The sequence below is a fragment of the Hafnia sp. genome, assembly GCF_036648275.1.
GTDB classification, from domain to species: domain Bacteria; phylum Pseudomonadota; class Gammaproteobacteria; order Enterobacterales; family Enterobacteriaceae; genus Hafnia; species Hafnia alvei.
The window spans coordinates 451,261-463,719 of the sequence record NZ_JAVXIQ010000001.1; the positions used below are offsets into that span (position 1 = coordinate 451,261).

The following is a 12,459-nucleotide window of genomic DNA, read 5'->3' on the forward strand; positions in this document are numbered from 1 at the left end:
CTTTCCGGTATTTCCTTCACTCCCTTACTAAGTTCGGCTTCAAGCGCTAACATAGCACCCATAAATTAGATGGAAAGGAGTAGATATGACTGCGCCAGCCATTCGTTTGACTCAGTACAGCCATGGGGCGGGATGTGGATGTAAGATCTCCCCTAAAGTGTTAGAAACCATTCTGCACAGCGAACACGCTAAATTTGTTGACCCTAACCTGTTGGTAGGTAACGAAACGCGTGACGATGCCGCCGTTTATGATATCGGTAACGGGGTTGGGATCATCAGTACCACCGACTTCTTTATGCCGATCGTTGACGATCCCTTTGATTTTGGTCGTATAGCCGCCACCAACGCGATTAGTGATATCTATGCGATGGGCGGAAAACCGATTATGGCGATTGCTATTCTCGGTTGGCCGGTCGATAAGCTTGCACCAGAAATCGCCCAGCAGGTGATTGAAGGTGGACGCTTTGTTTGCCAACAGGCGGGCATTTCACTGGCTGGTGGTCACTCGATTGATGCGCCGGAGCCGATTTTTGGCTTAGCAGTTACCGGCATGGTGAGTACCGATCGTGTGAAGAAAAACAGCGCTGCGCAGGCGGGCTGTAAGCTCTATCTGACCAAACCGCTGGGTATTGGCGTGTTAACCACCGCTGAGAAGAAAAGCAAGCTGCGTCCAGAACATCAGGGCGTTGCCACTGAGACCATGTGTCAGCTCAATAAACCGGGCACAGATTTCGCCGATATTGCTGGCGTTACGGCGATGACCGATGTGACTGGTTTTGGCCTTCTGGGGCATCTGAGCGAAATTTGCCAAGGCTCAGGCTTACAAGCCACTATCTGGTTTGATCAAATACCGAAACTGCCTGATGTCGAAAGCTACATCAATGAAGGCTGCGTGCCGGGCGGTACAGGTCGTAACTTTGAAAGCTACGGCCATCTGGTGGGTGAAATGACGGATTTGCAGCGCAAATTGTTGTGCGATCCACAAACCTCCGGTGGCTTATTGCTGGCTGTTTTACCCGAAGCAGAAGCTCAGATTCAAGACGTAGCCAATCGCTTTGGACTAACGCTAACGGCCATCGGTGAGCTCCATCCGCGCCAGCCAGAACAGCCTCTGATTGAGGTGCAGTAATGGTTTTGCCGTCCAATCCACGCGTTAACTCGCGAGCCAACGGCGTGGATTACCATCGTATTCTGGTTGATGATATCCCGCTAATTGATGTTCGTGCTCCCGTTGAGTTCGCTCAGGGAGCATTTCCCTGCGCGCAAAATCTGCCGCTTATGTTAGACAGCGAGCGCGAAGCCGTTGGTATTTGTTACAAACAGCACGGTCAGGACGCCGCGATAAAACTGGGTAATGAACTGGTTTATGGTGCGGTGCGCGATGCTCGTCTAGCTGCATGGCGCGAACAATGTGCTCGTCACCCCGAAGGCTATATTTATTGTTTTCGCGGTGGGTTACGTTCACACATCGTTCAGCAGTGGCTGCATGAAAGCGGGGTGGACTATCCTCTTGTTGAGGGCGGTTATAAAGCTCTGCGCACCTTTGCGATGAACGCCACCGAACAAGCATCATTGCTGCCAATGGTGCTTATTGGTGGCAATACCGGCAGTGGTAAAACCCGTATGCTGCGCGAGCTGGCGGCGGGTATCGATTTAGAAGGTGTTGCCCATCATCGTGGTTCATCGTTTGGCCGCACCTTGGTCAAACAAAGCAGTCAGGTCGATTTTGAAAATCGTCTGGCCGTGGATTTACTCAAGAAACAAGATCAAGGCATACGTCACTGGTTCCTTGAAGATGAAGGGCGAATTATTGGCTCAAATCATCTGCCGATCTGTTTTTATGATCAAATGCAAAAAGCGCCGGTTGCGGTGGTGGACGATCCTTTTGAAACACGCATCATCCGATTGCAGGAAGAGTACATTGACCTGATGCGCGTTGAGTTTGAACGTGCCTACGGCCGAGAATTAGGTTGGGATAATTACGTTGAATACCTGCATCACGGTTTGTTTGCGATCCGCAAGCGCTTGGGCATGGAACGTTATACTAAACTTAAACTCTATCTAGAGCAGGCGCTTATTCAGCAGCGTGAAACGCGCATCAGCGATGGGCATCTCGCGTGGCTGGTACCGTTGCTGCAAGAATATTATGACCCGATGTACCGCTATCAACTGGAAAAGAAAGCGGAGCGTATTGTCTTCCGAGGCAATTACTCGGAAGTTAAGGACTATTTATTGGCGACCAGCCAGACTTACGGTGACTGATGCGTCTGTTTATTGCGGAAAAACCAAGCCTGGCGCGCGCGATTGCCGACGTGCTGCCAAAACCTCACCGACGTGGTGACGGGTATATCTCTTGTGGTTCCGGTGACACTGTCACGTGGTGTATTGGTCATTTGCTTGAACAAGCAGAGCCAGATGCTTACGACACACGCTATGCGCGCTGGAACTTAGCCGATCTGCCGATTGTGCCTGAAAAATGGCAGCTAAAGCCCAAACCTTCTGTTGCCAAGCAGCTCAACGTGATTAAACGATTGCTGGGGGATGCCCAGCAAGTTATTCACGCGGGAGACCCCGATCGCGAAGGACAATTGCTGGTGGACGAAGTTTTAGATTATCTAGAACTGGCTCCCGAAAAACGTCAAACCGTACAGCGCTGTCTGATCAATGACTTAAACCCACAAGCGGTAGAGCGTGCGGTTTCGCGGTTGCGTGATAACCGTGATTTTATACCGCTGTGCGTGTCCGCGCTGGCCCGTTCGCGTGCGGACTGGCTGTACGGCATTAATATGACCCGTGCTTATACCATTTTGGGCCGAAATGCGGGCTATAACGGTGTGCTGTCGGTAGGTCGTGTGCAGACGCCCGTGTTAGGTTTAGTGGTGCGCCGTGACGAAGAGATTGAAAATTTCGTCAGCAAAGACTTCTACGAAGTTAAAGCCCACATCGTGACGCCCGCGGAAGAGCGTTTTACGGCGATGTGGATACCGAGTGAATCGTGTGAACCTCATCAGGATGAAGAGGGGCGTTTGCTGAATAAGGCTCTGGCTGAGCACGTTATCAAACGGATTGAAGGCCAGCCAGCCATTGTCACCGGCTATAATGATAAACGGGAATCAGAAACCGCACCGCTGCCGTTCTCGCTATCTGCGCTGCAAATTGAAGCCTCTAAACGCTTTAACCTAAGCGCGCAGCAGGTATTAGATCTTTGCCAGCGGCTGTATGAAACCCACAAACTGATTACGTATCCTCGTTCTGATAGCCGCTATCTACCCGAAGAGCATTTTGCTGGGCGTCATGCCGTAATGAACGCAATCGCCTCTCATGTTCCTGAACTACAGCAGGTTGCTGCCGTTGATCCCGACAGACGCAATCGTTGCTGGGATGATAAAAAGGTTGATGCTCACCATGCGATTATCCCGACCGCGCGTGCTGGCAATATCAACTTAAGCGACGATGAACGCAAAATTTATACCTTGGTGGCGCGTCAATATCTGATGCAGTTTTGTCCTGATGCGATGTACCGTAAATGCGTTATCGATTTAGATATTGCCAACGGTAAGTTTGTGGCCAAAGCGCGCTTCCTTGCTGAAGCAGGCTGGCGAGCGTTGCTGGGTGCCAAAGAGCGAGATGATGAGGATGAAGGTTCTCCGCTGCCGGTGGTTGCTAAAGGTGATGAGTTGCTGTGCGAGAAAGGCGAGCTGATGGAACGCCAAACTCAGCCACCGCGTCCGTTCACCGATGCCACGTTATTATCGGCCATGACGGGTATTGCGCGTTTCGTGCAAGATAAAGAGCTAAAGAAAATCCTACGAGCGACCGATGGTTTAGGGACCGAAGCAACACGAGCCGGAATTATAGAATTATTGTTCCGGCGTACATTTTTGTACAAAAAGGGTCGCTATATACATTCGTCAGAAGCGGGCAGAGCATTGATCCACTGCTTGCCTGAAATTGCCGCTCGGCCCGATATGACCGCTGATTGGGAAGCTACGCTGACTCAAATCAGTGAAAAAAACCGACGCTATCAGGACTTTATGCAGCCGCTGGTGGGCACGTTGTATCAGCTTATCGATCAGGCGAGAAGCAATCGAAATCCTCAGGCGTTTCGCGGTTTACCTCCGGCGGCGGAAAAAAGCGCCAAGCGAAAATATAAGCCAAAAGCAAAGGAGAACAAGGCATGAAAAAGAGTGCGATAGGATTCTGGGTATTGCCGTTGGTACTGCTCAGCGCCACGGCGATGGCAAATCGCAACAATGGTATTGATGTCGTTGTTCCAGTTTCTCCAGAAATCCTGAATAACACCGGTGGCTATAGTAATAACGATAGCAATGTGAACTGCCCACGTTGCTGTATTTATGATAACCGTAGCTATTCAGAAGGCGCGGTGGTGAAGGCTGAAGGGGTATTGTTGCAGTGCTCAGCGGATAAAAATGTATTGAGCACCAATAATCTCAAATGGGTTGTATTGAAAAAAGGTTAATGCCACAACGTTAACAGGCCGCTGCGAAAAGCCCAAGGTTATTTAGGGTGGGGCAATTTATAGTATAAAGGCCAGCGTTTAACACTGGCCTTTTTGTTTACTTACGCATCATCGTCTTGTTGCGATAACTGCGCTAACTTCTGTTGATAAGCGTATAGCAAGGGAATATCAGCAGGGGCTAAATCATAAGACTCAGCCTGCTGTGGCGTCACCCATACCAACGCTGCATGCTCGTTGGCGATGAATTCACCCTCGGTATGTTGCACACGCCAAGCATGCAGGTGGATAGTTTTGTTCTCAAGCCTCAGCGTGCTGCTGGCGACGTAATCTGCCACGCTGCACCTTACTGACAACTCTTCTGCCAGCTCACGGCACAGCGCTTCGGGCTGAGTTTCACCCATCTCGACTTTACCGCCGGGAAACTCCCACAAACCTGCCTGATCTTTATTTGCCCCTCGCTGGGCTAATAAGATTTTGCCTCGAGACTCAATAATGGCGGCAACGACATCGATCGTATTATGAGATGCGGTCATTTCTATTATGCCAGCTTAAATTCAGCCCAAATTGGCGCATGATCGGAAGGCTTTTCCATTCCGCGAATTTCGTAGTCGATTCCGGTATCAATGCACTTTTCGGCGAGCGGTTGGCTTGCCAGAACTAAATCTATGCGCAGACCACGGTTGTCATCAAAGCCTTTCGAGCGATAGTCGAACCACGAGAACTGATCGTTACGTTCAGGGTTGGCTTGGCGATAAGTATCGATGAGCCCCCAGTTTTTCAGGCGATCCATCCATTCGCGCTCTTCGGGTAAGAATGAACATTTCCCGGTGCGTAACCAACGCTTACGGTTTTCTTCGCCGATACCAATGTCATCATCGGTTGGGCTAATGTTTACGTCACCCATCACGATCACTTGTCCCGCTGGGGTCTGTTCAGACTCAAGATAGTTCTGCAAATCTTGATAGAACTTAGTTTTCGCCGGGAATTTGATCGGGTGGTCACGGCTTTCGCCCTGAGGGAAATAACCGTTGATAACCGTGAGCACGCCGGTCGGCGTAGCAATATCGGCCATAATGATACGACGCTGCGCATCTTCTTCATCGGTTGGAAAGCCTTTGCGTACGGCCAGTGGTTTTTCCTTCGTCAGCAATGCAACGCCGTAATGACCCTTCTGACCATGATAGAAAATGTGATATCCCAGATGCTCTAAATCAGCCAATGGGAACATATCATCGTGAACTTTGGTTTCTTGCAGGCCAATCACATCGGGCTGATGCTTTGCGATGATGGCTTCAAGTTGATGTGGACGGGCACGCAGTCCATTGATGTTAAAAGAGATAAATTTCATAAGTGCAGGCCATATTGAAGCGTTCTGGTTAACAAAGCGTTGTTAAACAACAGTTGTGAATGAATAGTAGCAGAAAGCCTACCAATTCAAAAATTACGCTCAGTCACTATGCCCAGCGGTTCAAATTATGTGGTTGATAGTGGTCGAATTCTTTTAGGATCACCGCAGGATCTTCTAAACAGACCAGCGTATCGACATACTGTTGACGAACAAAGCCTTGCTGGGCGCTGTAGCGTAGAAATTCGATCAGTTTTTGGTAATAGCCAGCAACGTCCATGAGTGCGATAGGCTTATTGTGGTAGCCGATTTGGCTCCAGGTCCAGATTTCAAATAATTCTTCCAAGGTTCCGATCCCGCCAGGCAAGGCAATAAATCCATCAGATAGCTCGGCCATACGAGCTTTGCGAGTATGCATATCGGGAACAATATCCAAAGATGTTAAGCCGTAGTGCGCGGTTTCTGCCTCCACTAAACGCTGTGGTATGACGCCATGCACTTCACCGCCCGCGTCAAGTACCGCATTGGCTAACACGCCCATGAGCCCTTTGCTGCCGCCGCCATAGATTAAGCGACGGCCTTGCTGAGCAAGTGTACGGCCAAGCAATTTAGCTGCATCGGAATAGGCTGGATTAGTACCTTCACTGGCGCCGCAAAAAACGCAGATATTGTTACGCATGACATATCCTACTGCTGAAGAGAAAAGCAGTGGTATAGCGGATTGGTGTTAGGAATTCAAGGAGATGATGGAGAACAGGAAATCATCATCGAAGGTTCTCGACTTTCCCCATGGGGAATATGCGATTTTATATTTGCTTGGGATTGTGAAGCTAAGAAAGGATGGTGGTGGGGGAAGGATGACTCATCGCTACGCTCTTCGCCCTGCGGGCCGTCGCAAGCGACGTTGTTTCGCTACGCTCAACTCAAACCTTAATCGAAGGTTCTCGACCTTCCCCGTGGGGAATATGCGATTTTTATATTTGTTTGGGATTGTAAAGCTAAGAAAGGATGGTGGTGGGGGAAGGATTCGAACCTTCGAAGTCTGAGACGGCAGATTTACAGTCTGCTCCCTTTGGCCGCTCGGGAACCCCACCACGAAATTCGTGGTTGCGAATTGTTGTCCGGTTTTCTCCGGAAAGCTGTGGCTGACAGCTTTTTATCGACTCTGAAAGAGAAGATGGTGGTGGGGGAAGGATTCGAACCTTCGAAGTCTGAGACGGCAGATTTACAGTCTGCTCCCTTTGGCCGCTCGGGAACCCCACCAGATTTTTAATCGCTCCGTTATCACCGGAAGCGGGGCGCATAATAACAAATCGCGCCGCGCTGTAAAGCATTGGGAGACAAAAAATATTTTGTTTGCCGTTTTTTTGCACTTAACGCCTTTTGTGTGAACAAAAAGCAGAGAAAAAACCGTCAATCAGAATATAACTGTACGATTCCCATAAACAAATACTCGCTGTGCCAGCACGCGGTACAGCGCTCGGCTAAGCACATTTTTTTCAACGTCGCGCCCTGCGCGCATCATTTCATCGGCGGTATAAGTATGATCGACGTTAATAACGTCTTGCATGATGATTGGGCCTTCATCCAGATCGTTATTAACGAAGTGCGCGGTTGCGCCAATAATCTTCACGCCGCGCTCATAGGCTTGGTGATAAGGGCGCGCGCCAATGAATGCGGGAAGGAAAGAGTGGTGAATATTAATAATCTGATTAGGGAAATGACTGATGAAGTCAGGCGTTAATATTCGCATGTATTTCGCTAATACCACGTAGTCTGGCGTATGTTTTTTAATTTCAGCCACCATGGCGGCGTCATGTTCTTCGCGTGAGAGGCCTTCATGACTGACCAACGTGAAGGGAATATCGAAACGCTCAACCAGCGATTGCAGCGTCGAGTGGTTGCCAATGACCGCCGTAATTTCAACGTCTAAGCCCCCAAAGGCGCTTTTCATCAGTAAGTCGCCAAGGCAATGTGCCTCTTTGGTGACAAGTACCACAATGCGTTGACGGCCTGATACCGTAAGCTCGCGCTCAGAACCTGAAGGAAGTGCACCATCTAGATCGGCCAGTAGCGTTTCATCGTTGAAAATGCCCTCCAGCTCGGTACGCATGAAAAAGCGACCGGTGAGATGGTCAACGAATTCATTATTCTGAATGATATTGAGCTGGTGTTTGTAGCAAATGTTGGTGATCTTGGCGATCAGCCCTTTCGCATCAGGGCAGATGGTGCGGAGAACTTTGCGTTGAATAACGGGTTGTGACATGTGTTGGTTTCCTGTCTAGATATTTTTATTATTGCGGATGATCTTATTGACCACAGCATTTCTTATATTTTTTGCCAGAACCACAAGGGCAGGGATCGTTTCTACCTACTTGCGGCTTGGTTCCATCCACATAATACCAACGTTGATCCAGACGAATAAAGCGCGAACATTCATGAATCGAATTATTTTGATTTTCGGCCTCAGAATGGTAGCGCGCGAAGAATTCAACAAAGCCTTCATCGCTGTTCTTACCGCTGGCAGTTTTAACAATCGTTAACCCTAGCCACTCTGTATCTGCAAAACTATCTTCAATCGCGGCGCGTTGCTTATCCATTCCACATTCTGGGTGCCAAGTTTCCACCAGATAATCGACGTTGCGCACCACATAGGCGGTATAGCGTGAGCGCATCAGTTGTTCAGGTTCAGCGGCTATACGTTGTCCGCTAATAATAGGTTCGCAGCATTGGGCAAACATATTGCCGCTTTGGCATGGGCAAGGTGAGTGGCTATCAGGCTGAGTGTGCGGTGCAGATATCATTGCGGTCGAACCTTATCAAAAGACGAATTGAGGCTATGGTATCGAATCCTTATCTCAGCCGCTACGAGGGCGTGACGTTGAGATAATATTCTGAATCATCAGCTAATAAATAATTGTAACGAATAGGCCTTTTAGTTAAATGTGCGTAATGGCGCGCAAAACGCGTCATTCCAGAAATATCTATGCAGCACAAGGCGACATCTTGAGCCAAAATAGAAGGAGCACTAGTGAAAGGAGGTTCTTAATGGCGCTGCCACTGGAAAGTAAGCGAGTAATGATCGTTGAAGACGATCCTGTCTTTCGCTGTGTACTTGCCGGATACCTCCAATCCCAAGGCGCTTTGATTCAAGAAGCAGCCAATGGAATAGAGGCCTTAGGTTTATTGGATGAGTTCACTCCAGACGTAATTCTTTGTGATCTTGCGATGCCAGAAATGGGCGGGATCGAGTTTATTAAACGATTAAGAGAACGGGGTTTTCAAACGCCGGTCGTCGTGATTTCTGCGACTGAAGAAATGGCTGACGTTGCAAATGCGATGCGTCTTGGCGTGCGTGATGTATTGCTCAAGCCCATAACCGACCTCAGCAGATTGCAGGAAACGCTTTTATCCTGCTTTTATCCCGATCTATTCGAATCCCCGGCCTTAGAGAAAGATGAGTTTATCCATGATTGGGAGCTATTAAGCCAAGATCCTGAATATGCGGCGCGTTTGCTTAAACAGTTACAGCCACCGGTTCAACAAACCATTTGTGGTTGTAAGGTAAATTATCGACAACTCACTTCGCTGAATACTTCAGGCTTGGTGTTAGATATAGCGCCGTTATCCAGTAAAGATCTTGCATTCTATTGTTTAGATGTTTCGCGGGCGGGAGAGAATGGCATTTTGGCAGCATTAATGGTACGGGCGATTTTTAACGGGTTGCTGCAAGAACAGCTGGCTCACCAAGAGTTGCGCTTGCCCCAAATGTCTACCATTCTTAAACAGGTTAATCATCTGTTGCGTCAAGCAAATCTTGATGGGCAGTTTCCTTTGCTGGCTGGGTATTATCATGTTCAGCAACAGAATCTCATTCTTGTTTCTGCTGGTTTGCATGCCAAGATTCATGCAGGTGATAACCTGATCCAGCTTAATAGCGGTGTACCTTTGGGCACAATGGGATCAATTCACATCAATCAGGTTAGCCAGCGGTGTAGCCATTGGCAGAGCCAAATCTGGGGCGCGGGTGGGCATCTGCGTTTAATGCTGACGTCACCGCAACACTGATTTTTTTCAGTTTTATCTGCTTTTTAATTTAATCAGTTAATGAGTCGTTATTTATCTAAAAGGCCGGTTGCTTGTAATATCCTCAATCGGTCTGTAATTACTTTGAATTTAATGCGCACAAATTACTAACTGGTATACTCGCGCTGGAAATTAGCATTCATATCCGCCAAATAAAATGGATATGAACACGGAGCTAAACGATTAGAGAGGTTGTATGTCAACGTCAGTAAGAAAAATCAGAAAAGCTGTTATACCTGTCGCAGGGCTAGGAACACGTATGTTGCCAGCCACCAAAGCCATTCCGAAAGAAATGTTGCCGTTGGTTGATAAGCCACTGATCCAATATGTTGTGAATGAGTGCATTGCTGCAGGGATTAACGAGATTATTCTGGTTACACATTCTTCAAAAAACTCTATCGAAAACCATTTCGACACCAGTTTTGAGTTAGAAGCAATGCTGGAAAAACGCGTTAAGCGTCAGCTTCTGGCTGAAGTGCAGTCTATTTGCCCTAAGCATGTCACCATCATGCAAGTTCGTCAGGGATTAGCGAAAGGCTTAGGCCATGCGATCCTGTGCGCACATCCACTGGTTGGTGATGAGCCATTTGCCGTTATCCTGCCAGATGTGATTTTGGATGAGTACACCTCCGATTTGAGCAAAGATAATCTGAGTGAGATGCTGTCTCGCTATGAAGCAACAGGCCATAGCCAGATTATGGTTGAGCCAGTACCGATGGAAGATGTTTCTAACTATGGCGTCGCAGATTGCAGCGGCGTTGAGTTGAAGGCGGGTGAGAGCACTCCGATGAAAGCGGTCGTTGAGAAGCCAGCACGCGATAAAGCACCTTCAAACTTGTCTATTGTAGGTCGTTACGTACTATCGCCAGAGATCTGGCCACTGCTGTCTAAAACCCCTCCTGGCGCTGGCGAAGAAATCCAATTAACAGATGCGATTGCGATGTTAATGAAGAAAGAAACCGTTGAAGCTTATCACCTGAAAGGTCTGAGCCATGACTGCGGGAATAAAATGGGTTACATGCAGGCGTTCGTTGAATATGGCATGCGCCACGCATCGTTAGGTAAAGAATTCACCACGTGGTTGAAGTCGTTAGATTTGAACGACTAAAAGCCGCAGCGGTTAAAGAAACTCTGTAAAGGATGCCTCGGCATCCTTTTTTTATGCGAGTTATCTCAAAGGTACGCGTAAAGGTACGAGGCAGCTTAAATACTTATCTAAGTAAATAATGACTAAATGTATGACCTCTTTGATTTAAATTCCTTCTCAATCGCTTCGCAATACTCAATCTGCCTAAAGCAATGCCCTGAAAGGATCAAAAGATAAGTCTTTTTTAATAATGGCGTCTCGCCTAACGGGATTTCTCTTGAATTAAGGCTATACGGGAACAATCCCATACCTTGTTTGTGGTATATATCGGGGGTAAATCAAAAAAATATTAACTTTGCTGAAGATTGATTATATCAATATAACCATAGTTACTGTTGTTTATTACTCAGATGTTTACTATCAATTTAAGGTATTTTAAATGCATGGTTATCAGTTGTTTCTATGCCTACCGCAATGGTAGAAATTAATCTAGAACACGTCCATTACTAGTAATTCTACAGCGTGAAAGATAAGTCCTACAGAAACGTAGGAGCGCCTCTGTACACTCACAGAGGAGGGTATGCCACAGTGGCGTGGTTTTCTTCAGCCATATTGCAAATGGGCACAGTATCTTGCCGTATGGACTGTCGTGACATGCTATTCAAAATGGATTTTAAAAATTGAATTTATTTGCGTGCATAGAATGAATTGCTATACGTAAGGGTTTAGATGCATAAGTCCATTAGTAAAATATGGATAAAAAAATAGCCTCATAAGAGGCTATTTATACAGATTTAGTTGTAATGTTCAGAAGAAAATTACAGCAGGAAATCGTCCAGAGACTTACCTTGTTCTTCGATAGCTTGCTTAATCACAGCTGGAGTACGGCCTTGGCCAGTCCAGGTTTTAGTTTCGCCATTTTCGTCAACATACTGGTATTTAGCAGGACGCGCAGCGCGTTTTGCTTTACCTGCTACTTTACCAGCAGCCATAGTCTGCAGCAGTTCATTAGGATCGATACCGTCAGCAATCAGCATTTCGCGGTATTGCTGTAATTTACGAGTACGTTCTTCGATCTCAGCTTGTGCCTGACTATCTTCTTCACGACGTTCGTTTACAACAACTTCCAATTTCTCCAGCATTTCTTCCAGAGTTTCTAAAGTGCATTCTCTAGCCTGAGCACGAAGAGTACGGATGTTGTTCAGAATTTTTAATGCTTCGCTCATTGTCCTAATCTCAAATTATATTGGTGGGGGGCGTCTCGATTATAATAGAGTGCCAGTTTATTTAACGCAATAGTGAATTTTGTAAGATTAGCAAAATATTTCGTAATATAAGCAAATAATGCTTCTTTAAACACTATAACGAATATAGCTACTTGTTATTCAGATTACAACATGGAGTTCAAAGCAGCTAAAGCACCAAACCGAAGTCTATTAAAATATAATCGTATTGACGGCG

General features: G+C 47.3%; 12 protein-coding genes, 2 tRNA genes and 1 other RNA gene. 6 read left to right on the forward strand and 9 right to left on the reverse strand.

What is annotated here, in order from left to right:
* Positions 1-85 precede the first annotated feature (85 nt).
* From selD to RSC70_RS02290, 4 genes are read left to right on the forward strand one after another with little or no spacing between them, the layout of a single operon-like run.
* Positions 86-1,129: a selenide, water dikinase SelD gene (selD, locus tag RSC70_RS02275; RefSeq protein ID WP_282814614.1), complete on the forward strand. Its 1,044-nt coding sequence runs from the start codon at positions 86-88 to the stop codon at positions 1,127-1,129.
* Positions 1,129-2,262: a tRNA 2-selenouridine(34) synthase MnmH gene (mnmH, locus tag RSC70_RS02280; RefSeq protein ID WP_332541519.1), complete on the forward strand. Its 1,134-nt coding sequence runs from the start codon at positions 1,129-1,131 to the stop codon at positions 2,260-2,262. Before selD ends, mnmH begins: the two co-directional genes overlap by 1 nt.
* Positions 2,262-4,181: a DNA topoisomerase III gene (locus tag RSC70_RS02285; protein ID WP_040045076.1), complete on the forward strand. Its 1,920-nt coding sequence runs from the start codon at positions 2,262-2,264 to the stop codon at positions 4,179-4,181. The genes mnmH and RSC70_RS02285 overlap by 1 nt, the downstream gene beginning before the upstream one ends.
* Positions 4,178-4,480, forward strand: a complete 303-nt coding sequence (locus RSC70_RS02290; protein ID WP_040045075.1) for a DUF1496 domain-containing protein — start codon at positions 4,178-4,180, stop codon at positions 4,478-4,480. Before RSC70_RS02285 ends, RSC70_RS02290 begins: the two co-directional genes overlap by 4 nt.
* A gap of 101 nt (positions 4,481-4,581) precedes the next feature.
* Here RSC70_RS02290 and RSC70_RS02295 read toward each other — a convergent pair whose 3' ends face one another.
* The 8 genes from RSC70_RS02295 to RSC70_RS02330 form a co-directional block, all read right to left on the reverse strand.
* Positions 4,582-5,013, reverse strand: a complete 432-nt coding sequence (locus RSC70_RS02295) for a pyrimidine (deoxy)nucleoside triphosphate diphosphatase (RefSeq protein WP_063587256.1) — start codon at positions 5,011-5,013, stop codon at positions 4,582-4,584.
* Positions 5,014-5,018: 5 nt separating this feature from the next.
* Positions 5,019-5,828 carry an exodeoxyribonuclease III gene (gene xthA / locus RSC70_RS02300; protein WP_025802049.1) on the reverse strand — a complete coding sequence of 270 codons (810 nt, stop codon included), beginning with the start codon at positions 5,826-5,828 and terminating at the stop codon, positions 5,019-5,021.
* 106 nt (positions 5,829-5,934) lie between these two features.
* Positions 5,935-6,504 carry a TIGR00730 family Rossman fold protein gene (locus RSC70_RS02305; protein WP_103009619.1) on the reverse strand — a complete coding sequence of 190 codons (570 nt, stop codon included), beginning with the start codon at positions 6,502-6,504 and terminating at the stop codon, positions 5,935-5,937.
* Between the two features lie 162 nt (positions 6,505-6,666).
* Positions 6,667-6,794: non-coding RNA, RtT sRNA (locus RSC70_RS02310), on the reverse strand.
* Between the two features lie 40 nt (positions 6,795-6,834).
* Positions 6,835-6,919: transfer RNA gene (locus RSC70_RS02315), tRNA-Tyr, on the reverse strand.
* 84 nt (positions 6,920-7,003) lie between these two features.
* A tRNA-Tyr gene (locus RSC70_RS02320) sits at positions 7,004-7,088 on the reverse strand.
* 154 nt (positions 7,089-7,242) lie between these two features.
* Positions 7,243-8,091 (reverse strand): formyltetrahydrofolate deformylase, encoded by an 849-nt coding sequence (gene purU / locus RSC70_RS02325; RefSeq protein ID WP_332541520.1) that lies wholly within the window; start codon positions 8,089-8,091, stop codon positions 7,243-7,245.
* A gap of 43 nt (positions 8,092-8,134) precedes the next feature.
* The gene (locus RSC70_RS02330) at positions 8,135-8,629 is read right to left on the reverse strand and encodes a YchJ family protein (RefSeq protein ID WP_332541522.1); all 495 of its coding nucleotides are present in this window, start codon (positions 8,627-8,629) and stop codon (positions 8,135-8,137) included.
* A 244-nt stretch (positions 8,630-8,873) separates the two neighbouring features.
* Here RSC70_RS02330 and rssB point away from each other — a divergent pair, with 244 nt between their 5' ends.
* Both rssB and galU read left to right on the forward strand, forming a co-directional pair.
* Positions 8,874-9,893: a two-component system response regulator RssB gene (gene rssB, locus RSC70_RS02335; RefSeq protein ID WP_130998539.1), complete on the forward strand. Its 1,020-nt coding sequence runs from the start codon at positions 8,874-8,876 to the stop codon at positions 9,891-9,893.
* Between the two features lie 214 nt (positions 9,894-10,107).
* Complete coding sequence (galU, locus tag RSC70_RS02340; protein WP_025801181.1) at positions 10,108-11,019, forward strand: UTP--glucose-1-phosphate uridylyltransferase GalU; 912 nt, start codon at positions 10,108-10,110, stop codon at positions 11,017-11,019.
* 797 nt (positions 11,020-11,816) lie between these two features.
* Here the strand turns inward: galU and hns are convergent.
* Positions 11,817-12,224, reverse strand: a complete 408-nt coding sequence (hns, locus tag RSC70_RS02345; RefSeq protein ID WP_025801182.1) for a histone-like nucleoid-structuring protein H-NS — start codon at positions 12,222-12,224, stop codon at positions 11,817-11,819.
* Positions 12,225-12,459 lie beyond the last annotated feature (235 nt).